The 20,956-nt window shown below is 61.8% G+C and carries 19 protein-coding genes and 1 other RNA gene; 18 read left to right on the top strand and 2 right to left on the bottom strand.

Going from position 1 to position 20,956, the window contains the following annotated elements; genetic code table 11:
• Positions 1-45: 45 nt before the first annotated feature.
• Positions 46-672: an HAD family hydrolase gene (locus AR306_RS12040; RefSeq protein ID WP_101497786.1), complete on the bottom strand. Its 627-nt coding sequence runs from the start codon at positions 670-672 to the stop codon at positions 46-48.
• Positions 673-676: 4 nt separating this feature from the next.
• The gene (gene tesB, locus AR306_RS12035; protein ID WP_166627834.1) at positions 677-1,549 is read right to left on the bottom strand and encodes an acyl-CoA thioesterase II; all 873 of its coding nucleotides are present in this window, start codon (positions 1,547-1,549) and stop codon (positions 677-679) included.
• 178 nt (positions 1,550-1,727) lie between these two features.
• Here tesB and rnpB point away from each other — a divergent pair.
• From rnpB to upp, 18 genes are all read left to right on the top strand, one after another.
• An RNA gene (gene rnpB / locus AR306_RS12030) (RNase P RNA component class A) lies at positions 1,728-2,083 on the top strand.
• 282 nt (positions 2,084-2,365) lie between these two features.
• Complete coding sequence (gene mraZ / locus AR306_RS12025; RefSeq protein ID WP_101497784.1) at positions 2,366-2,818, top strand: division/cell wall cluster transcriptional repressor MraZ; 453 nt, start codon at positions 2,366-2,368, stop codon at positions 2,816-2,818.
• A gap of 2 nt (positions 2,819-2,820) precedes the next feature.
• Positions 2,821-3,762, top strand: a complete 942-nt coding sequence (gene rsmH, locus AR306_RS12020) for a 16S rRNA (cytosine(1402)-N(4))-methyltransferase RsmH (protein WP_101497783.1) — start codon at positions 2,821-2,823, stop codon at positions 3,760-3,762.
• Complete coding sequence (gene ftsL / locus AR306_RS12015; RefSeq protein WP_101497782.1) at positions 3,759-4,055, top strand: cell division protein FtsL; 297 nt, start codon at positions 3,759-3,761, stop codon at positions 4,053-4,055. The genes rsmH and ftsL overlap by 4 nt, the downstream gene beginning before the upstream one ends.
• 77 nt (positions 4,056-4,132) lie before the next feature.
• Entirely contained in the window at positions 4,133-5,800 is a 1,668-nt protein-coding gene (locus AR306_RS12010) for a peptidoglycan D,D-transpeptidase FtsI family protein (RefSeq protein WP_206168014.1), read from the top strand.
• Entirely contained in the window at positions 5,800-7,269 is a 1,470-nt protein-coding gene (locus AR306_RS12005) for a UDP-N-acetylmuramoyl-L-alanyl-D-glutamate--2,6-diaminopimelate ligase (protein WP_101497780.1), read from the top strand. The genes AR306_RS12010 and AR306_RS12005 overlap by 1 nt, the downstream gene beginning before the upstream one ends.
• Positions 7,262-8,635: a UDP-N-acetylmuramoyl-tripeptide--D-alanyl-D-alanine ligase gene (locus AR306_RS12000; RefSeq protein ID WP_101497779.1), complete on the top strand. Its 1,374-nt coding sequence runs from the start codon at positions 7,262-7,264 to the stop codon at positions 8,633-8,635. Before AR306_RS12005 ends, AR306_RS12000 begins: the two co-directional genes overlap by 8 nt.
• Positions 8,635-9,717 (top strand): phospho-N-acetylmuramoyl-pentapeptide-transferase, encoded by a 1,083-nt coding sequence (gene mraY / locus AR306_RS11995; protein WP_101497778.1) that lies wholly within the window; start codon positions 8,635-8,637, stop codon positions 9,715-9,717. Before AR306_RS12000 ends, mraY begins: the two co-directional genes overlap by 1 nt.
• 6 nt (positions 9,718-9,723) lie before the next feature.
• Positions 9,724-11,046: a UDP-N-acetylmuramoyl-L-alanine--D-glutamate ligase gene (gene murD, locus AR306_RS11990; protein ID WP_101497777.1), complete on the top strand. Its 1,323-nt coding sequence runs from the start codon at positions 9,724-9,726 to the stop codon at positions 11,044-11,046.
• Positions 11,043-12,263 (top strand): putative lipid II flippase FtsW, encoded by a 1,221-nt coding sequence (gene ftsW / locus AR306_RS11985; protein WP_240622544.1) that lies wholly within the window; start codon positions 11,043-11,045, stop codon positions 12,261-12,263. Before murD ends, ftsW begins: the two co-directional genes overlap by 4 nt.
• The gene (gene murG / locus AR306_RS11980) at positions 12,256-13,326 is read left to right on the top strand and encodes an undecaprenyldiphospho-muramoylpentapeptide beta-N-acetylglucosaminyltransferase (protein WP_101497776.1); all 1,071 of its coding nucleotides are present in this window, start codon (positions 12,256-12,258) and stop codon (positions 13,324-13,326) included. Before ftsW ends, murG begins: the two co-directional genes overlap by 8 nt.
• Before the next feature lie 34 nt (positions 13,327-13,360).
• Positions 13,361-14,773, top strand: coding sequence for a UDP-N-acetylmuramate--L-alanine ligase (murC, locus tag AR306_RS11975; RefSeq protein WP_240622553.1), 1,413 nt, complete (start codon positions 13,361-13,363; stop codon positions 14,771-14,773).
• Complete coding sequence (locus AR306_RS11970) at positions 14,770-15,693, top strand: D-alanine--D-alanine ligase (RefSeq protein WP_101497774.1); 924 nt, start codon at positions 14,770-14,772, stop codon at positions 15,691-15,693. The genes murC and AR306_RS11970 overlap by 4 nt, the downstream gene beginning before the upstream one ends.
• Positions 15,694-15,708: 15 nt before the next feature.
• Complete coding sequence (locus tag AR306_RS11965) at positions 15,709-16,554, top strand: cell division protein FtsQ/DivIB (protein ID WP_166627835.1); 846 nt, start codon at positions 15,709-15,711, stop codon at positions 16,552-16,554.
• Between the two features lie 15 nt (positions 16,555-16,569).
• Positions 16,570-17,817, top strand: a complete 1,248-nt coding sequence (gene ftsA / locus AR306_RS11960) for a cell division protein FtsA (RefSeq protein ID WP_101497772.1) — start codon at positions 16,570-16,572, stop codon at positions 17,815-17,817.
• Positions 17,818-17,866: 49 nt separating this feature from the next.
• A complete protein-coding gene (ftsZ, locus tag AR306_RS11955) occupies positions 17,867-19,063 on the top strand; it encodes a cell division protein FtsZ (RefSeq protein WP_101497771.1) in 1,197 nt (398 codons plus the stop codon).
• A 106-nt stretch (positions 19,064-19,169) separates the two neighbouring features.
• Positions 19,170-20,081, top strand: a complete 912-nt coding sequence (gene lpxC / locus AR306_RS11950; RefSeq protein WP_101497770.1) for a UDP-3-O-acyl-N-acetylglucosamine deacetylase — start codon at positions 19,170-19,172, stop codon at positions 20,079-20,081.
• A 236-nt stretch (positions 20,082-20,317) separates the two neighbouring features.
• Positions 20,318-20,956, top strand: a complete 639-nt coding sequence (gene upp, locus AR306_RS11945) for a uracil phosphoribosyltransferase (RefSeq protein WP_101497769.1) — start codon at positions 20,318-20,320, stop codon at positions 20,954-20,956.

Raw genomic sequence — 20,956 nt, 5'->3', positions numbered from 1 at the left:
GTACTGCCACGCTGCATGCAAAAGTGTTGTTGCATGCTGCCGGCTTTATGGGCGTTTTGTGATGTTGGAGCGGCTTCTTTTGAGCAGCGCCAGTAGTTCACTACAGTTCTGTGCGTGATAGTCGGACAGGTCCGGCCAGGGGTTGCTTGGCAGATTGACCAGCACTGCTCTGGCACCCGCCCGGCGGGCACTGCTCAGGTCAAAATGAAAATCACCGATCATGCACAGGCTGCTGCTGTCGACCTGCCAGTTGCGTGCGATTCGGAGCATGCCGTCGGGTGCGGGCTTGGGGGCGGCCTGTTCGCGCCCGAGAATGTCGGCATGACTGAAACAGTGGTCCAGACCGATGGCCTGGAGGGTGACCCGCGCCAGCTCCTGTGCATTGCGGGTCAGTATGGCCAGGCGGTCACCACGCTGATGCAGGTGCTGCACCAGCTCGACCGCTCCCGGTGCGGCGATCGAGCGTTCGGCAAGGGCACGCTCGTGCTCCATCAGCCAGGCATGGGCAGCGCAGGCCTGGTCGGCCGGCAGGCTGTCCAGGTAGCCGAGAATATCTGCTTCGGGGGGTATTTCCAGTTGCTGGCGGATGAACTGGAAGTCATGTACGGCGCGGGTCAGGGTGCCGTCCATGTCAAACACCCAGTGCCGGCAGTCTTGCAGGAAAGCGGGCATGGCTTTAGTTGCCAGGTTTGAGCCAGTCGGTGCGCACCCGGGTCAGGCCTTCCTGGGCCACCGAAGCGACCAGTCGGCCGTCACGGGTAAAGATGCTGCCACGGGCAAAGCCGCGTGCACCGCCAGCCCATGGGCTGTCCATGCTGTACAGCAGCCACTCGTCCATGCGCACCTCGTCATGGAACCAGATGGCATGATCCAGGCTTGCTACCTGCATTTGTGGTTGCCAGATTGAAGCGCCGTGCGGCAGCAGCGAAGTGGTGAGCAAGCTGAAGTCCGAGGTGTAAGCCAGCAAGTAGCGGTGCAGTGCGGGGCAGTCCGGCAGACGGCCATCGGCCTTGAACCAGACCTGTTTTACCGGCGCGATCTTTTCCGGGTTGAGCGGATCCAGTACCTGGACAGCCCGGGTTTCGATCGGCTTGTTGCGCAGCATCTTGACGCGTTTTTCGTCATTGAGTGCGCGTGACAGCTCTTCGGTCAGCTCGTTGTCGGGGACCAGTTCTTCCGGCATGGGTACCGCCGGCATCTGCATCTGGTGGCTAAAACCTTCCTCCCGGATATGAAAAGAGGCGCTGCAGGTGAAAATCGGTCGGCCATTCTGGATGGCCATGACCCGGCGGGTGCAGAAGGTCGCGCCATCGCGTACCGGCTCGACCTGGTAGATTACCGGTTTGCCGGCGTCACCGGGCCGCAGGAAGTAGCCGTGCAGGGAATTGGCCTGGCGATTGCCGTCAACGGTTTTGCTGGCGGCAGACAGTGCCTGGCCCAGCACCTGGCCGCCAAACAGCTGGCGAAAGCCCAGATCCTGGCTGGCTCCGCGAAACAGGTGGGTTTCCAGGGTTTCCATGTCGAGCAGGGAAACCAGGGTATCAAGCATTGGATTCATGGGAAGACTTGGCTGGCTAGGATGACGGGCCATAGTCTGGCCGCTTGTCCCGGCATGCGCAAGCGCGCGGGGCGTGACTGGCGGGTTTTTCCGGTGGCGCAGACACCGGAGGGCCGGGGATGCAATATGGGTTGCATGTTTGGCCCGTGAGCCGTACCCTTTGCGGGCAAGAGCCGGCCGGACAGTCGCTGCTTTCTGGCTACGGCCGGAAAGGGGAGGAAAGTCCGGGCTCCGCAGGGCAAGACGCCAGGTAACACCTGGGAGGCGCAAGCCTACGGAAAGTGCCACAGAAAATAACCGCCTAAGCGCGCAAGCGCCGGTAAGGGTGAAAAGGTGCGGTAAGAGCGCACCGCGCGGCTGGTAACAGTCCGTGGCCAGGCAAACCCCGTCGGGAGCAAGACCAAATAGGAATCCGTTGGCGTGGCCCGCGCTGGATTCGGGTAGGTTGCTTGAGGTCGTCAGTGATGGCGATCCCAGATGAATGACTGTCCACGACAGAACCCGGCTTACAGGCTGGCTCTTGCCCTTCTTCTTCAAGCTTGGCCTGATCAGGGCAAGCACTCTTCACAAAACACTTTAACTTCAAACGCTATGCAATTGAGCTGCATGGTGCGGTTTTTGTCGTTGTTGGCAAGCTAATGAGGAGCTGGACACAAAAATGCTAAGTGTCCGACATATAAGGGGTTTTCCCCCTGTTTGTGCTTGACGCTGTGCAGGGTGGTTTTTATAGTGTGCCAAAGTGGCGCAAAGTGGAAGAAAGTGGGTTTTTCTGCTTGAATGCGCTTCCCACGGTTGGAAAGCACACACATGTTTCGCGGATCCAGTTCTATCAATCTGGACGCCAAAGGGCGTCTGGCGATGCCGAGTCGCTATCGCCAGGAGCTTGATGAGCGTTGTGCCGGTCAGATGGTGATCACCATCGACCTGCATGAGCCGTGCCTGTGTCTTTACCCTTTGCACGAGTGGGAGCGCGTCGAAACCCAGATTGGCCGCATGTCCACCATGGTGCCGGAAGCCCGCAGCCTGCAACGCTTGCTGGTGGGTAACGCGATTGATGTCGAGCTGGATGGCAGTGGCCGTTTTTTGGTGCCGCCACAGCTGCGCAGCCGGGTCGGGCTGGACAAGCACGTTGCGCTGGTCGGCATGCTGCACAAGTTCCAGATCTGGGACGAAAGCAAATGGCAGGCCCAGTTCGAGCAGGACATCAGCTTTGTGCAGCACAACGACATTCCCGAAGAACTCCGTAGTCTGGTGCTTTGATCATGAACGCCGAACACAAGCACATAAGCGTCCTGCTGGACGAAGCCGTGCGTGCCCTGCAAGTGCATGCCGCTGGCTGTTATGTGGACGGAACCTTCGGTCGCGGCGGGCACAGCCGCCTGATTTTGCAGCAACTGGGCCCACAGGGACGGTTGCTCGGTTTTGACAAGGACCCCCAGGCCATTGCCGCAGGCAGGGCGCTGGCCCTTGCTGATGAACGTTTTGATATCGTGCAGCGCAGCTTTGCCGACATGCATGACGAGCTGGCCGGGCGTGATCTGGCCGGCAAGATTGATGGCGTTTTGCTTGATCTTGGGGTGTCCTCGCCACAGCTGGATGATGCGGGGCGGGGCTTCAGTTTTACCCAGGACGGGCCGCTGGACATGCGCATGAATCCGGATGCCGGAGTCAGCGCGGCTGACTGGCTGCACCAGGCAACGGCAGAAGATATTACCCGTGTGTTCAAGGAATACGGCGAGGAACGTTTTGCCCGGCGCATGGCGCAGGCCATTGTCAAGCGACGCGAAGACAAACCCTTTGTCCGCACCGCAGACCTTGCGGAAGTGATCAGTGCAGCCAACCCGGCCTGGGAAAAGGGCAAGCATCCGGCGACCCGGGCTTTTCAGGGTTTGCGCATCCATGTCAACAACGAACTGGGTGACCTCGAACTGGGCCTGCAGGCGGCGCTGGACAGCCTGGCTGTGGGCGGACGGCTGGTTGTCATCAGCTTCCATTCTCTTGAAGACCGGATCGTCAAACAGTTCATGCGCCGGCAGGCGCGTGGCGAGGCTGATGCCCTGCCGCGTCATTTGCCGATCAGGCCGGAGCCCTTCGTGCCGGTACTCAAGTTGCTGGGCAAGCCGCAGTATGCGGGTGAGCAGGAACTGCAGGCCAATCCGCGTGCCCGTAGTGCGGTGATGCGTGTGGCGGAGAAGTTGCGATGAACGATTCCCGTCAGCTCCGTCATCTGCCTCCCCTGAGCCGGCCCATCGGCCTGCTGTTTGCCGCAACGCTGGTCAGCTCGGTATGGGTGGCCTATTCCTCGCATGGCAGCCGGCAGCTGCTCAACACCCTGTTTGTCGAGATGAAACAGCGTGACAAGCTGCAGGCGGAGTGGGGCCGGCTGGTGCTTGAGCACAGCACCTGGACCGCACACAACCGCATCGAGAAGCTGGCTGTCGAGCAGCTCGGCATGCAGGTGCCCGAGCCCGGCAGCGTACGGGTGGTGACACCATGAGCCGGGTACGTGGGGTACTGGCTGCCTGCCGCCGCTTTCCGGCTTGGCTGGGTGCGCGCTGGCGTTTTGGCCTGACCATGCTGGCGCTGTTCGGGCTGGCACTGACCGTATCCGGGCGAATTGTCTGGCTGCATGTGGTTCGTCATGATTTTCTCGCCGAACAGGGTGACAAGCGCAGCCTGCGCCATGTGCCGATCAGTGCGCACCGTGGCACCATCACCGACCGCAATGGTGAACCGCTGGCCGTGAGCACCCCGATGATCACCCTGTGGGCCAACCCGCTGGAGCTGGAACCGGCCCGGGAGCGCTGGCACGAGCTGGCCGCCGCATTGGGTGTCAGGCTGGATGTGCTGGCCAAACGCATTGAAGACAACGCCGGACGCAGCTTCATGTACCTTGAGCGTGGCGTAACGCCGGAGCAGGGCGGGCAGGTCATGGCACTGGGCATCGCAGGGATCTACCAGCGCGAGGAGTTCCGCCGCTTCTATCCGGCAGGTGAAGTCACCGCGCACCTGGTCGGGCTGACCGACATTGATGAAAACGGACGAGAAGGTGTCGAGCTGGCCTACAACGACTGGCTGGCCGGAGTGCCTGGCAAGCGCCGCGTGGTGCAGAACCGCAAGGGCCAGATCATTGCCGATGTACAGGTTGTGCAAAACGCCAAGGCCGGCCAGTCCATCGCGTTGTCGATCGACTTGCGTCTGCAGTACCTGGCGCATCGCGAACTGCAGCGCACCATCCAGGAGTTCAAGGCCAAGGCCGGCTCGCTGGTCATGGTGGACGTGAAGACCGGTGAAATCCTGGCTCTGGTCAATTACCCCACCTACAACCCTAATAACAGGGCTTCATACAGCGCCAATGGCAGCCGCAACCGTGCGCTGGTCGACGTGTTCGAGCCGGGTTCCACGGTTAAGCCCTTCACCATTGCCGCCGCCCTGGATACCGGCCGCTGGAAGCCGGGCTCGACCGTTGACGTGGGCAACGGCCAGATGCAGATCGGCAAGTACACCATCCGGGATGTGTCCCGAGGCGGCGTGCTGGATCTGACCAATGTGCTGAAAAAATCAAGCAACGTCGGCATCACCAAGATTGCGCTGGATATCGGTCATGAGCCGGTTGCCGGACTGATGCAGCAAGTGGGCTTCGGCGCAGACACCGGGCTGGGCTTTCCCGGCGAGAGTTCCGGGCGTTTTCCGCTGCATACACGCTGGGGCGCGGCTGAAACCGCGACCATGGCCTATGGTTATGGCTTTTCCGTGACGGTTGCCCAGCTGGCGCATGCCTATGCCACCCTGGGCAACAATGGCGTCAGCATTCCGCTGTCCTTGCTGCGCAAGGACCGGGAAGCCGCTTCTTCCCAGGTACTGAATCCGGCGACCAGCCAGGTTGTGCTGGAAATGCTGCGCTCGGTAGTTGAGGAGGAGGGCGGTGGCGGCCAGCGTGCCCGGGTGCCGGGCTATCACGTTGCCGGCAAGAGCGGCACCGCCAAGAAGTCGCGCAGCGGCGGTTATACAGAAGACAGTTATCGCTCGCTGTTTGCCGGTGTAGGTCCGGTCAGCGAGCCCCGTATTGCCATGGCGATCGTGATCGACGAGCCCACCCGGGGCGGCTATTTCGGCGGGCTGGTGGCAGCGCCGGCTTTTAGCCGGATCATGGCCGGGTCGTTGCGTTTGCTCAACGTGCGGCCGGACAACCTGCCCGAAACCATGGCACAACACAGTATTCAGCAGAGGGGGCGCAGCTAGTGCCAATGCCATTGAACCAGTTGCTGCCACAGGCGCATAGCAACACCCTGATCCGGGAACTGACGCTGGACAGCCGCAAGGTCAGGCCGGGCGACCTGTTCCTGGCCGTGCCGGGCAGCCAGTCCGATGGCCGTCAACATATTGCCGATGCCATTGCCCGGGGCGCTGCTGCCGTTGCCTATGAGGCTGAAAATGCGCCTGACATCCAGGATAGTGCAGCGCTGCTGCTGCCGGTGAAGGGCCTGCAGGCCCAGCTGTCGGCGATTGCCGGGCGTTTTTATGGCGAGCCGAGCCGGGCGCTGACCATGCTGGGCGTGACCGGTACCAATGGCAAGACCACTGTGTCGCATCTGCTGGCGCAGGCGCTGGAGCACCTCGGAGAAAAGTGCGCGGTTATCGGTACCCTGGGGAACGGCTTTCTTGGCAGCTTGCAGGGCGGCATCCATACCACGCCCGATCCGATTACCCTGCAGTCCGTCCTAGCGGACCTGAAACAGGACGGTGCCACCCATGTGGCGATGGAAGTGTCGTCCCACGGGCTGGAGCAAAAGCGTCTGGCGGCTGTGGATGTCGATGTGGCGGTGCTGACCAACCTGACCCGTGACCACCTGGATTACCACGGCAGCATGGACGCCTATGCCGAAGCCAAGGCCGCCCTGTTCGACTGGCCCGGCCTGAAAGTGCGGGTGCTCAACCTGGATGACGAGCTGGGCGTACGGCTGGCACAGACGCATGCGGGAAGCAGCCTGAAAACCTACAGCATCAGCAAGACCGGGGCGCACATTCACTGTCGCCAGGTCGAATACAGCAACCAGGGCATTCTGGCCACTGTTGCCACCACCCAGGGCGAAGCGCTGCTGCGCAGCCCGTTGCTGGGCCGCTTCAACCTGAGCAACTTGCTGGCGGTGGTAGCCACGTTGTCCGGCATGGGCTATGCCCTGCAGGACATCCTGGCGGTGATGCCCCGGCTGGCACCGCCGGCCGGCCGCATGCAGGCTGTGGCCGAGCCGGGCAAACCGCTGGTGGTGATCGACTACGCACACACGCCGGATGCACTGCAGCAGGTGCTGATTGCCATGCGTTCCCATGTGGCTGCCAATGGGCGGCTGCACTGCGTGTTCGGCTGCGGCGGCGAGCGGGATCGTGGCAAGCGCGAACTGATGGCGGTGGTAGCCGAAGCCAGTGCGGACTCTTTGCTGGTGACGGATGACAACCCGCGCCACGAGGACCCCGCGCAAATCCGGGCCGACATTCTGGCCGGACTGAGCCCGGTAGCCAATGTGCAGGAGTTTGATGACCGTGCCCTTGCCATTGCCACAGCGATCGGCCAGGCACAGCCGGGTGATGTTGTGGTCATCGCGGGCAAGGGGCACGAGGACTATCAGGAAATCAATGGGCAGCGCCAGCCATTTTCGGATCTGGAGCAGGCTCGACTGGCGTTGGCCGGATGGGAGAAAACACATGTTTAGGGCATGGCATCTTGCCGAACTGATACCCCTGCTGGATGGTCAGCTACTGGGCGCCGATGTCCAGGTACGACGTGTCCACACGGATACGCGCAGCCTGCGTGATGGCGACCTGTTTGTTGCCCTGACCGGCGATACTTTCGACGGTCACGACTACCTGCCGCAGGCAGAAGCCGCCGGTGCCGCTGCGGCGCTGGTTGATGCCTGGCAGGACAGCAGCGAACTGCCACAGCTGGCGGTGGGTGATACCCGGGTTGCACTGGGCTTGCTGGGACGGCACAACCGTGCGCAGTTCAAGGGCACCCTGATTGCCCTGACTGGTTCCAGCGGCAAGACCACAGTGAAGGAGCTGCTGGCCAGCATTGGCGGAGCTGCCGTTGGCGCCGGGGCGGTATTGGCCACCAAGGGCAACCTGAACAACGAAATCGGTGTGCCGCTGACTCTGCTTGAGCTGGAGGCGCGACACCAGCTGGCGGTGATCGAGCTGGGCGCATCCCTGCCCGGCGAAATTGCCTGGACCCGCTCGCTGGCGCAGCCGCAGGTGGTACTGATCAACAACGCCGGCATGGCTCATGCTGGCGAATTTGGCGGGCCGGAACACATTGTCCGCGCCAAGGGCGAGATCCTGGATGACATGCACGGCCAGGGCGTGGCGGTGCTGAACCTTGATGATGCGGCCTTTGCCCAGTGGCGCGAGCGCAGCAGTGCCAGCCGGGTACTGAGCTTTGCCGTCAGCAACGAGCAGGCGGATGTGTATGCCCGGGACGCAAGCTTTGAGGGTGGCTGTGCCCGCTTCACGCTGTGCACGCCGGCCGGCAGTGCGCGGGTGCAGCTGCAGCTGGCAGGTGCGCACAACCTGGCCAACGCGCTGGCGGCTGCGGCCACCGCGCATGCGGCCGGTATCGCGCTGGAGGCTATTGTGCAGGGTTTGCAGCAGGCACAACCGGTCGCCGGACGCTGTCTGCGGCATGCACTGAGCCATGGCGGAGTGCTGATTGATGACAGTTATAACGCTAACCCGGCATCCATGCGCGCCGGCATGGATCTGCTGGAGTCCATGCCAGGTCAGCGCATCCTGGTGTTGGGTGACATGGGCGAGCTGGGCGAGTGGGCCGAAGCGGAGCATGGCGCCCTGGGCGAATACGCCAATGGCAAGGCCGACGTGCTGTTTGCCGTCGGGCCGCACATGCAGCATGCGGTCAGTACCTTCAATGGCATGGCGCAGCATTTTGCCAGCCGGGAAGAACTGCTGGCCACGCTGGCCAGTCGCATTACCCTGCCCACCAGCTATCTGGTCAAGGGCTCACGCAGTGCCGCCATGGAGCAGGCCGTTGCTGCCATTTTACAAGCGGACAAGGAAACAGACTGATGTTGTTACTGATTGCTGAATACCTGCAGCAATACTACAAGGGCTTTGCGGTCTTCCAGTATCTGACCCTGCGCGGCATTCTGGGCATCCTGACCGCCCTGGTGATGTCGCTGTGGCTGGGGCCCTGGATGATCCGTACCCTGCGTGGCCTGCAGATTGGCCAGTCGGTACGTACCGACGGCCCGCAGAGTCATTTGTCCAAATCCGGCACGCCGACCATGGGTGGCGCCCTGATTCTGGCCAGCATTGCCATCAGCACCCTGTTGTGGGGTGATCTGGGCAACCGCTATGTCTGGATCGTGCTGGTCACCACCTTGCTGTTTGGTGCCATCGGCTGGGTTGATGACTACCGCAAGGTGATCGAGAAGAATTCGCGTGGCCTGCCCGGACGCTGGAAATACTTCTGGCAGTCGGTATTTGGCCTGGGTGCGGCCATTGCCCTGTATGCCACCGCGCAAGGCCCCGCGGAAACCGCACTGATCTTCCCGTTTTTGAAAGATGTCAGCCTGCAACTGGGGCTGGGCTTTGTGGTGCTGACCTACTTCGTGATTGTCGGCTCCAGCAACGCGGTCAACCTGACGGATGGCCTTGATGGCCTGGCGATCCTGCCAACAGTGCTGGTGGGTGGTGCGCTGGGCATCTTTGCCTACCTGTCCGGTCACGCAACCTTTGCCCAGTACCTGTTCATTCCCTATATCCCGGGAGTTGGCGAGCTGATCATTTTCTGCGGTGCGCTGGTCGGAGCCGGCCTGGGCTTTCTGTGGTTCAACACCTATCCGGCACAGGTATTCATGGGTGATGTTGGCGCGTTGGCACTGGGGGCGGCGCTGGGTCTGGTGGCTGTGGCAGTACGCCAGGAAATCGTGCTGTTCATCATGGGCGGCGTGTTTGTGGTGGAAACCCTGTCGGTGGTGATCCAGGTGGCTTCGTTCAAGCTGCGTGGCAAGCGGGTGTTCCGCATGGCACCGATTCATCACCATTTCGAGCTCAAGGGCTGGCCGGAACCACGGGTGATCGTGCGCTTCTGGATCATCACCGTGGTACTGGTGCTGGTCGGTCTGTCCACACTGAAATTGAGGTAACAACAAATGACACAGCAGCTGCAGGTCGTGGTCGGCCTGGGTAAAACGGGACTGTCACTGGTACGCCATCTGGCGCGCCAGGGCGTGCCCGTGGCTGCTGTGGATACCCGCGAGCAGCCACCGGAGCTGACGCAGATCCGTGCCGAGTTTCCACAGGTCGAGCTGCATTGCGGCTCGCTGGATACGCCCCTGCTGCAACAGGCGCAGACCCTGTATGTCAGCCCCGGGCTGGCGCTGGCCACGCCGCAGATCCGGCGTGAAATCGAACGGGGCGTGCATATCAGCGGCGATGTTGACCTGTTTCTGCAGCATGCCCGGGCACCGGTGGTCGCAATTACCGGCTCCAATGCCAAGAGCACTGTGACCACGCTGGTTGGCCTGATGGCGGAAAAGGCCGGCCTGACGGTGGGTGTGGGCGGCAATATCGGCATGCCGGCACTGGCATTGCTGGAGCGGCCCGCTGAACTCTATGTGCTTGAACTGTCCAGTTTCCAGCTGGAAACCATCAGCCATCTGCAGGCCAAAGCGGCCACCTGCCTGAACATCAGTGCCGACCACCTGGACCGTTACCGTGACTTGCAGCATTACACCGATGTGAAACTGCAGGTGTATCAGGAAGCCGAGTGGGCAATCATCAACCGTGATGATGTGGCGGCGCAGCCGCAGACTGTGGCCGGCAAGCAACTGGGCTTTGGCCTGTCCGTGCCGCACAGTGACAACGAGTTTGGCCTGCGTGATGGCTGGCTGGCGCGTGGCAGCGAGAATCTGCTGCCTGTGGCGCAACTGAAAATCCCCGGCTTGCACAACCAGGCCAATGCACTGGCGGCACTGGCGCTGGGTACTGCCGCGGGTCTGCCCATGGCAGCCATGCTGGACGCCCTGCGAGAGTTTGCCGGCCTGCCGCACCGCTGCCAGTGGATCGCTGACAAACATGGCCTGCACTGGTACAACGACTCCAAGGCGACCAATATCGGGGCCACCCTGGCTGCCATCGAGGGGCTGGCCGATGACACACACAAGCTGGTGCTGATTGCCGGTGGCGACGGCAAGGGCGCGGATTTTACCGAACTGTCTGCAGCGGTACGCCGGCACTGTCGCGCACTGGTATTGCTTGGACGTGATGCGGAGCTGATCCGTGTGGCGCTGGCCGATACCGGTGTGCCTGCGGTGATGGCGGCCACATTGGGCGAGGCGGTGGCCAAAGCGGCTGAGGCAGGTGTGCCGGGAGACAGTGTATTGCTGGCCCCGGCCTGTGCCAGCCTGGACATGTTCAGGAACTTCGAGGAGCGCGGCGAGCTGTTTGTCCGTGCGGTGGAGGGCCTGGCATGATCATGCAACGATTCTTTGCCTGGATGCAGAATTCTCCACTGGGCGGCCGCCACCAGAAAGTCGATCTGGATTACTGGTTGCTGGGCGCCTGTCTGTGCCTGCTCGGTCTGGGCCTGGTGATGAACGCATCCGCCTCGTCAGCCGTTTCTGCCGCCCACAACAACGGCAACCATTATTACTATTTCATTCGCCACTCCCTGTATGTGGCGGCCGGCCTGTGTGCCGGTGCCGCCTGTCTGCTGATTCCGGTGCAGCACTGGCAGAAGTGGAGCGGTCCGTTGCTGGGTGTCGCCTTTGTCCTGCTGGTTCTGGTCTATGTTCCCGGCATTGGCCATGAGGTGAATGGTTCCAAGCGCTGGCTGAACCTGCGGGTCTTCAACCTGCAGTCGTCCGAGCCGGCCAAGCTGTTCATGGTGTTCTTCATTGCCGGCTATCTGGTGCGCCATCAGGCCGAGCTGGAAAAGAAGCTGTTCGGCTTTGTCAAACCGCTGCTGGTGCTGCTGGTATTTGCCGCCCTGATTTACCTGGAGCCCGATTTCGGTGCCACCACGGTTATGGTCGGTAGCGTTGTGGTGATGATTTTCCTGGCCGGAACCAGTATGAAAGTGGCGGCCCCGCTGTTGATCATTCTCGGAGCGCTGGGCTGGTTCTTCGTCACAGCGGAAAGCTACCGGCTGGAACGCATCACCAGCTTCACCGATCCGTTTCGTGACCAGTTCGGCAGTGGTTACCAGCTGTCGCAAGCGCTGATCGCCTTTGGCCGGGGTGACATTTTCGGCGCGGGGCTGGGCAACAGCGTGCAAAAACAGTTTTACCTGCCGGAAGCCCATACCGACTTCGTGTTTGCCGTACTGGCTGAGGAGCTTGGCATGGTTGGTGCGCTACTGACCGTGGCCATGCTCACCTTTGTCTGCGTGCGTGCGCTGCGCCTTGGTCGCCGGGCCCAGCTGGCGGGGCATGCCTTTGCCGCTTATTGCGCCTATGGCATTGCCATGATGTGGACCGGACAGGCATTCATCAACATCGGCGTGAATGCCGGCCTGCTGCCGACCAAGGGGCTGACCCTGCCGTTCATCAGCTACGGCGGCAGCTCGCTGGTGATCTGCTGCGTTTCGCTGGCGGTGCTGATCCGGATCGAGTGGGAGTTGCGCCAATCGTCGGCCCGGGCCGCCAGTACGCCATCACAGCCTGTAACCGTGGAGGTGAGCCATGCCTGAGACAATCCTGATCATGGCGGCCGGCACCGGCGGACATGTATTTCCGGCGCTGGCCTGTGCCGAGGAACTGCGCAACCGTGGTTACCGGGTGCACTGGCTGGGTGCCGGTCGTGGCATCGAGTGCCGTGTGGTACCGGCTGCGGGTATCGAATTGCACAATATTTCGGCCACCGGCCTGCGTGGCAAAGGCGTGTTGCAACTGGTTCTGGCCCCGTTGCAGCTGCTCGGAGCGCTGTGGCAGTCCTGGCGTTTGCTGCGCCGCATCCGCCCGGTCTGTGTGCTGGGCATGGGCGGTTATGTTACCGGTCCGGGCGGGCTGGCGGCCCGTCTGTGTGGTGTGCCACTGGTGATTCACGAGCAGAACGCAGTGGCCGGCACCGCCAATCGCAGCCTGGCCCGTTTTGCGGCCCGTATTTGCCAAGCCTTCCCCGGGGCCTTTGCCGACAGCGACAAGCTGTTGACCACGGGAAATCCGGTGCGGGCTGAACTTGTCATCCGTGCTCTGGACAAACAGCAGGTGTCGAGCCCGGTGCGCTTGCTGGTGGTGGGCGGCAGCCTTGGTGCCGAACCGTTGAACCGGCTGTTGCCGGCGGCGCTGGCACTGCTGGAGCCCCGGTTGCGGCCAGAGGTGCGCCACCAGTGTGGCGAGCAGCATGCGGAGGTGACCCGGCAGCGGTATGCCGAGGCTGCTGTTGCAGCCCGGGTACAGCCCTTTATTGACGACATGGCCGAGGCCTATGCCTGGGCCGACCTGGTGATTTGCCGTGCCGGTGCCCTGACCGTCAGCGAGCTGGCCGTTATGGGGCGGGCAGCCTTTCTGGTTCCGCTGCCTCATGCGATCGACGATCACCAGAGCAAAAATGCAGAATTTTTGGCGCAGCAGCAGGCTGCGCTGGTATTGCCGCAGCAGCACACCTCCCCGGAAGTGCTGGCGCAACATTTAACCGAGGTTTTCATGAATAGCCACAGGCTGATCGAGATGGCGCAACAGGCGCGCAAACTGGCACGGCCGCAAGCGGCGCAACAGGTGGTGGATGCCTGTCTGGAGGTGGCCCGTGGCTGAGATCCTGCAGACGACAGCGGCTGAAACCCGCCGCATGCGCCGCATTCGTCGCATCCACTTTGTCGGTATCGGTGGTACCGGCATGTGCGGCATTGCCGAGGTGATTCGCAACCTGGGCTATGAAGTGTCCGGTTCCGATATCAAATTGTCGGCCGTTACCGAGCGCCTGCAGGGGCTGGGCATTCAGGTGATGCTGGGCCACCAGGCGGCCAATGTGGAAGAGGCCGATGTGCTGGTGGTGTCCAGTGCCATCAACCAGGAAAACCCGGAAGTGGCCCGCGCCCTGGAACGCCGTATTCCGGTGGTGCCGCGCGCCGAAATGCTGGCCGAGCTGATGCGCTACCGCCACGGCATAGCCGTGGCCGGTACCCACGGCAAAACCACCACCACCAGTTTGCTGGCCGGCGTGTTCGCCCAAGCCGGCCTGGACCCGACCTTTGTCATTGGCGGGCGGGTCACTGCCGCCGGCAGCAATGCGCAACTGGGCGGCGGCTGCTATCTGATTGCCGAAGCGGATGAAAGTGACGCCAGCTTCCTGCACTTGCAGCCCATGGTGGCAGTAGTGACCAATATCGATGCCGACCACATGAGCACCTACGGCGGCGACTTCAACAAGCTGAAGCAGACCTTTGTCGACTTCCTGCACAACCTGCCGTTTTATGGCCTGGCAGTCCTGTGCATTGACGATCCTTCGGTGCGCGACATCGCACCACGCGTGAAGCGTCCGATGATCACCTACGGTTTCAGCGAGGACGCCGACGTCCGTGCCGTGGATGTGCGCCAGGATGGCATGCGTACCTGCTTCAATGTGCTGCGCAAGGATCGTCCGGCGCTGCCGGTATGCGTCAACATGCCGGGCCGCCATAACGTGCTCAATGCGCTGGCAGTGATTGCCATTGCCACCGATGAAGGCGTCGAGGATGCAGCCATTGTTGCCGGGCTGTCCGGCTTTCAGGGTGTCGGGCGGCGCTTTCAGGTGTATGGCGAGCTGCCGGTCGACGGCGGCAGCGTGATGCTGGTGGATGACTACGGTCACCATCCGCGCGAGGTGGCAGCCGTGATCAAGGCGATCCGGGACGGCTGGCCGGAGCGGCGTCTGGTGACGATTTACCAGCCGCATCGCTACACCCGCACACGCGACCTGTATGAGGACTTCGTCCAGGTGCTGGGCGAAACCAATGTGCTGATGCTGCTGGAAGTGTTTCCGGCTGGCGAAGAGCCGATTCCCGGTGCCGATAGCCGCCAGCTGTGTCACAGCATCCGCCAGCGCGGCAAGCTGGACCCGCTGTATGTCGAGCGTGGCACCGACATGGCGCCATTGGTGCAACCGCTGTTGCGTGCCGGCGACATCCTGTTGTGCCAGGGTGCCGGTGATATCGGCAGCATTGCGCCACAGCTGGTGAAACATCCTTTGTTTCAGGCTCGGAAAGGGAGTGAGCAGGTATGACGCAGTCCATCGATATCAAGCAGTTTGGCCGGGTGGCCGTGCTCTATGGCGGACGCAGTGCCGAGCGTGAGGTTTCTCTTCGTTCGGGCGCGGCGGTACTGGCCGCATTGCAGGCGGCTGGCGTTGATGCGCACGGCCTGGATGTTGGCAACGATATTTTGCAACAGCTGGCCGCGCAGTCATTTGACCGCGCCTTTATCGTGCTGCACGGCCGGGGCGGTGAAGACGGCACCATTCAGGGCCTGCTGGAATGCGCCGGCATTCCCTACACCGGTAGCGGTGTGCTGGCCTCGGCACTGGCGATGGACAAGCTGCGCACCAAACAGGTCTGGCACAGCCTTGGCCTGCCAACGCCACGTCATGCAACCCTGAGCGGCCCCGCCGATTGTGCGCGAGTGGCCGCGGAACTGGGCTTTCCGCTGATGGTCAAGCCGAGCCAGGAAGGTTCCAGCATCGGCATGGCCAAGGTGCATGACCTGGACGAGCTGGTGCAGGCATGGGAAAACGCCCGTATTTACGATGACAATGTTCTGGTCGAACAATACATTGCCGGCCCCGAGTTCACCATCGCAATGCTTGATGGCGAAATTTTGCCGCCGATCCGTCTTGGCACCAGCCATGTGTTCTATGACTACGAGGCCAAGTACCACTCGGACGACACCAGATACCAGATTCCCTGCGGACTGGATGCGGACAAGGAGCGCGAGCTGCGCGAGTTGACGGCGGCTGCCTGTGCGGCACTGGATATCACCGGTTGGGGCCGGGCCGACGTGATGCAGGATGCCGAAGGCAACTTCTGGCTGCTGGAGGTCAATACGGTCCCCGGCATGACAGACCACAGCCTGGTGCCGATGGCGGCACGGGCGGCTGGAATGGATTTTCAGCAGCTGGTGCTGCGTTTACTGGCTGCAACACTCTAGGAGCAGGCGATGGGCATGCGCACGGGCAACAACGGCAAAGCGGGCATGAGGGTGCAAACCACTCCTCGTGGTGCCAGCCGTGTTGCGCCGCCGCCGGCCCGGCGCCGGCAGTGGCGCATGCCGCGGATCAACTGGCGGCTGGCCGGGCGGCTGTTGTTCGCCATGCTGGCAGTGGTGGCCCTGGGAGCCGGGCTGCAGGCCTGGCAGGTGCTTTGGCCACAACTGGACCGGCCCATCAGCCAGGTGCTGGTGGAAAGCAAGCTGGGTGAGGTGGCACCACAGAACCAGCAACAGTTGCAGCAGGAGCTGGAGCGCTTTGGCGAGGCAAGATTCCTGTCAGCCAGTCTGGCAGCCATGCAGCAGGCGCTGGAGCAATTGCCCTGGGTTGATCAGGCACGCATCAGCCGGGTCTGGCCGGATCAGCTGAAGATCGAGGTGGTCGAGCAGCAGCCGATCGCACGCTGGGGCGAGCAGCAGTGGCTGAACAGTCGCGGGCAGGTGTTTCACGGCGTGACCCGGGCACCGGGGGACACCATGCCCCAGCTGGTCGGCCCGGAAGGGACCGAGGAACAGGTCATGCAGCAGTACTGGAGCCTGACCCGGATCCTGCGACCCATGGGCTATAGCATTACCCGGCTGGAGCTGCGGGCCCGTGGCAGCTGGTTTGTGCATACCCGTGAGGGGCTGGAACTGCTGCTGGGACGTGACGAGATACTGGAAAAGATGCGGCGCTTCACCACCATTTACGAGCGCGAGCTCAAAGAACAAATGAAACAGATTGCACGTGTGGATCTGCGTTATGCCAACGGGCTGGCAGTCGCCTGGCGTGACGAAGACAACAATGAAACTACTGTGCAATAGGGAGACGATTTTTCCATGACATACCAGACAGGCCACAACATGATCGTCGGACTGGACATCGGCACCTCCAAGGTGGTGGCGCTGATCGCCGAGGTATTGCCCGGTGACGAGCTGCACGTGGTGGGCATGGGAACCAGCCCGACCCGGGGCCTGAAGAAAGGCGTGGTGGTGGACATCGAGTCCACCGTGCAGTCGATCCAGCAGGCAATAGACGAGGCCCAGCAACTGGCCGAATGCCACGTACACTCGGCCTATGTCGGGCTGGCCGGCAGCCATATCCGCAGCCAGAACTCCGACGGTAGTGTTGCCATCCATAATGGCGAGGTCAGCCGCAAGGACCTGGAGCGGGTGCTGGATGCGGCCCAGGCCGTACCGATTGCCGCCGACCAGCGCATCCTGCACACGCTGGCGCAGGACTACATCATCGACAAGCAGGAGGGTGTGCGCCAGCCGCTGGGCATGTCCGGGGTGCGTCTGGAGGCACGGGTACACGTGGTGACCTGTGCCACCAATGCGGCGCAGAACGTGGAAAAGTGCGTCAGCCGGTGCGGTATCGAGCTGGACGGTACCATTCTCGAGCAGCTGGCTTCGGCTACCGCCGTGCTGACCGATGACGAGATGGAACTGGGTGTCTGTCTGGTGGATATCGGCAGCGGCACGGCCGACATCGCCATCTTCACCGAGGGAGCGATCCGTTATACCGCCGTGATTCCGGTGGCCGGCGACCAGGTCACCAATGACATCGCCATGGCGCTGCGCACTCCGACCCAGTACGCCGAGGAAATCAAGATCCGTTACGCCTGCGCACTGGCCAAACTGACCCACCCGGACGAGACCATCAAGGTGCCCAGCGTGGGTGATCGCGCGCCGCGCGACCTGTCGCGCCAGGCGCTGGCCGAGGTGGTCGAGGCACGCTATGAAGAGCTGTTCCAGCTGATTCACGCCAAGATCCGCAGCAGCGGCTACGAAGACATGATTCCTGCCGGCATCGTGCTCACTGGTGGAACGGCGAAGATGGAAGGTGCGGTCGAGCTGGCCGAGGAAGTGTTTCACATGCCGGTGCGTGTTGGTGGTCCGCAGGGGATCAAGGGCATGTCCGAACTGTTGCGCAATCCGGTGTATTCGACAGCGGTCGGCCTGCTGATTTATGGCCTGAACAAACAGAAAGACGGTGCGCCCGCCGAACACGGCGAGGTGGCCAAAGACCTCAACAAGCCATCGGCGATGCAGCGCATCCGCCGCTGGATACAAAACAATTTTTAATTAAAAACAGCCGGAATAACCGGCACATTGAGAAGGCGAGGAGAGCATCATGTTCGATTTAGTAGACCAGACCAGCAAAAGTGCAGTCATCAAGGTAGTAGGTGTCGGTGGCGGCGGCGGCAACGCTGTCAACCACATGATCAACAACAACATTGAGGGTGTCGAGTTCATCTGCGCCAACACGGATGCGCAAGCCCTGCAAAGCGTCGGTTCGCGTACCGTGCTGCAACTGGGTACCAGTGTTACCAAAGGGCTGGGCGCCGGAGCCAACCCCGAAGTCGGCCGCAAGGCTGCCGAGGAAGACCGCGAGCGCATTGCCGAAGTGCTGGACGGCACCGACATGGTATTCATTGCCACCGGCATGGGTGGCGGTACCGGTACCGGTGCGGCCCCGGTGATTGCCGAAGTGGCCAAGCAGATGGGCATTCTGACGGTGGCCATTGTCACCCGTCCGTTCCCGTTCGAGGGCAAGCGTCGCCAGCAGATTGCCGACGCCGGCATTCGCGAACTGGCCGAGCACTGCGACTCGCTGATCACCATCCCCAACGAGAAGCTGCTGACCATCCTCGGCAAGGATGCCAGCCTGTTGAGCGCCTTCGCCAAGGCCGATGATGTCCTGAGCGGTGCCGTGCGCGGTATCTCCGACATCATCAAGCGTCCCGGCATGATCAACGTCGACTTTGCCGACGTGCGCACCGTGATGAGCGAAATGGGCATGGCGATGATGGGTACCGGTCGTGCCAGCGGCCCGAACCGTGCCCGCGAGGCGACCGAGGAAGCCATCCGCAACCCGCTGCTGGATGATGTCAACCTGCAGGGCGCACGTGGCATCCTGGTCAACATCACCTCCGGCCCGGACCTGTCGATCGGTGAATACTCCGAGGTGGGTGAAATCATCGAGGAATACGCCACCGAAGAAGCGATCGTCAAGGTGGGTACCGCGATCGATCCGGACATGCGTGATGAGCTGCATGTCACCGTGGTCGTCACCGGTCTGAACAGCCGTGTCGAGAAGCCGGTCAAGGTGGTGGACAATACCGTCAAGGTCAGCGGTACCGTTGATGCGGTCGCCAGTGCGGTGGTAACCGCCAAGGCGGTGGGCGAGAACTTCAGTGGCGATTACAGCGGCTATGACCGTCCGACGGCTTTCCGTCGCAATGCGGCTGCTGCTGCGGTCGCGCCCCAGCAGCAGGAAGAGCTGGACTACCTGGATATTCCGGCGTTTCTGCGCCGCCAGGCAGACTGAGCACGCCGGGATGGGACAGCGATGGTTTCTCTATTGAAGCGGCATCTGTTAAGATGCCGCCAATTGAAAACCATTCGCAATATTTAATGGCAGCGATGAATTTGGCATGATCAGACAACGCACTTTGAAAAACACCATCAGGGCCACGGGAATTGGCTTGCATTCGGGCGAAAAGATTTATCTGACGCTCAAGCCGGCGCCGGTCAATACGGGGATCGTATTCCGGCGCATGGATCTCGACCCTGTGGTGGAAATCCGTGCCCTGGCCGACAACGTGGGTGAAACCACCATGTCGACCACGCTGGCCAATGGCGAGGTCAAGGTGGATACGGTCGAACACCTGTTGTCCGCTATGGCGGGACTGGGCATTGACAATGCCTATGTCGAGCTGTCAGCGCCGGAAGTACCGATCATGGATGGCAGTGCCGGCCCCTTTGTCTTCCTGTTGCAGTCCGCAGGTCTGGAAGACCAGGACGCGCCCAAGGAATTCATCCGTATCCTGCGTGAAGTCAGCGTCAGTGATGGCGGGAAAAAGGCCACCTTTGTGCCTTTTGACGGCTTCAAGGTCAGTTTCGAGATCGACTTCGACCACCCGGTCGTTGCCGGGCGCACACAAACCGCCAGTGTCGATTTTTCCAGCACCTCCTTTGTCAAGGAAGTCAGCCGGGCGCGTACCTTCGGTTTCATGCGTGACATCGAATACCTGCGGGCTCACAACCTGGCGCTGGGTGGCAGCGTGGACAACGCCATTGTCGTGGACGAAAACGAAGTGCTCAACGAAGACGGCCTGCGTTACGAGGACGAATTCGTCAAGCACAAGATCCTGGACGCGATCGGTGACCTCTACCTGCTGGGTAAAAGCCTGATCGGCGAGTTTCGCGGCTACAAGTCGGGCCATGCCCTGAACAACCAGCTGTTGCGTGAATTGCTGAGCCAGCCGGATGCCTGGGAAGTGGTCACCTTCGAGGATGCATCCACCGCTCCCATTTCCTACATGCGACCTGCTGCGTCGCAATAAGCAGCAAACCTTCTCAACCTTTCTGGCCACCTGCATGCAGGTGGCCTTTTTTTATCCGGATGAGCAGGAATGCTTGTGCATGTTGCCGTACTTGCATGATCTGTGCAGTCGTTTTGCGTGGGCGTAGCAAAATCGCAGAATCATGGCCGGGCGCGCCACCTCCAGACTTTCGCGTCAAGCGCTCCCTTTGCTCTATACTTCACACAAAACCAACCGCCTGCACTGGAGTATTCCCTATGCCCGTCCAAGAAATCCGCCACCCACTGATCCGCCACAAGTTGGGTTTGATGCGCCGCGCCGACCTGAGCACCAAGAACTTCCGTGAGCTGGCCCAGGAAATCGGCACCCTGTTGACCTACGAAGCGACCAAGGACCTGCCGCTGGAGACTTGCAGCATCGAAGGCTGGGACGGCAGCGTCGAAGTGGAAAAAATCGCCGGCAAGAAAATCACCGTGGTGCCCATCCTGCGGGCCGGCATCGGCATGCTTGACGGCGTGCTCAGCCTGATCCCCGGTGCCAAGGTCAGCGCGGTGGGCGTGGTGCGCAATGAGGAAACCCTGCAGGCGCACACCTATCTGGAAAAGCTGGCCCCCGACATGGGCTCGCGGCTGGCGCTGATCATCGACCCGATGCTGGCCACCGGCAATTCGATGGTGGCTACCATCGACCTGTTGAAAAAAGCCGGCTGCCGCGAGATCCGCGCAATGGTGCTGGTGGCCGCTCCCCAGGGGATAGAGGCGGTGCGGAACAGCCATCCCGACGTGACAATCTATACTGCTTCGATCGACCAGGGCCTCAACGCCAGGGGTTACATCATTCCGGGACTGGGCGATGCCGGCGATCGCATCTTCGGCACCAAGCAAAAGGATAACTGA

This window comes from Thiopseudomonas denitrificans, assembly GCF_002866065.1.
Lineage (GTDB): Bacteria > Pseudomonadota > Gammaproteobacteria > Pseudomonadales > Pseudomonadaceae > Thiopseudomonas > Thiopseudomonas denitrificans.
Note: the sequence above shows the minus strand (reverse complement) of the source record. Positions and strands in the feature narration are given on the sequence as shown.

Excerpts from the sequence above, each read along its gene's own strand:
- AR306_RS12040 (WP_101497786.1), bottom strand. The coding sequence starts at position 672 with ATGCCCGCTTTCCTGCAAGACTGCCGGCACTGGGTGTTTGACATGGAC.
- tesB (WP_166627834.1), bottom strand. The coding sequence starts at position 1,549 with ATGCTTGATACCCTGGTTTCCCTGCTCGACATGGAAACCCTGGAAACC.
- mraZ (WP_101497784.1), top strand. The coding sequence starts at position 2,366 with ATGTTTCGCGGATCCAGTTCTATCAATCTGGACGCCAAAGGGCGTCTG.
- rsmH (WP_101497783.1), top strand. The coding sequence starts at position 2,821 with ATGAACGCCGAACACAAGCACATAAGCGTCCTGCTGGACGAAGCCGTG.
- ftsL (WP_101497782.1), top strand. The coding sequence starts at position 3,759 with ATGAACGATTCCCGTCAGCTCCGTCATCTGCCTCCCCTGAGCCGGCCC.
- AR306_RS12010 (WP_206168014.1), top strand. The coding sequence starts at position 4,133 with ATGCTGGCGCTGTTCGGGCTGGCACTGACCGTATCCGGGCGAATTGTC.
- AR306_RS12000 (WP_101497779.1), top strand. The coding sequence starts at position 7,262 with ATGTTTAGGGCATGGCATCTTGCCGAACTGATACCCCTGCTGGATGGT.
- mraY (WP_101497778.1), top strand. The coding sequence starts at position 8,635 with ATGTTGTTACTGATTGCTGAATACCTGCAGCAATACTACAAGGGCTTT.
- murD (WP_101497777.1), top strand. The coding sequence starts at position 9,724 with ATGACACAGCAGCTGCAGGTCGTGGTCGGCCTGGGTAAAACGGGACTG.
- ftsW (WP_240622544.1), top strand. The coding sequence starts at position 11,043 with ATGATCATGCAACGATTCTTTGCCTGGATGCAGAATTCTCCACTGGGC.
- murG (WP_101497776.1), top strand. The coding sequence starts at position 12,256 with ATGCCTGAGACAATCCTGATCATGGCGGCCGGCACCGGCGGACATGTA.
- murC (WP_240622553.1), top strand. The coding sequence starts at position 13,361 with ATGCGCCGCATTCGTCGCATCCACTTTGTCGGTATCGGTGGTACCGGC.
- AR306_RS11970 (WP_101497774.1), top strand. The coding sequence starts at position 14,770 with ATGACGCAGTCCATCGATATCAAGCAGTTTGGCCGGGTGGCCGTGCTC.
- AR306_RS11965 (WP_166627835.1), top strand. The coding sequence starts at position 15,709 with ATGCGCACGGGCAACAACGGCAAAGCGGGCATGAGGGTGCAAACCACT.
- ftsA (WP_101497772.1), top strand. The coding sequence starts at position 16,570 with ATGACATACCAGACAGGCCACAACATGATCGTCGGACTGGACATCGGC.
- ftsZ (WP_101497771.1), top strand. The coding sequence starts at position 17,867 with ATGTTCGATTTAGTAGACCAGACCAGCAAAAGTGCAGTCATCAAGGTA.
- lpxC (WP_101497770.1), top strand. The coding sequence starts at position 19,170 with ATGATCAGACAACGCACTTTGAAAAACACCATCAGGGCCACGGGAATT.
- upp (WP_101497769.1), top strand. The coding sequence starts at position 20,318 with ATGCCCGTCCAAGAAATCCGCCACCCACTGATCCGCCACAAGTTGGGT.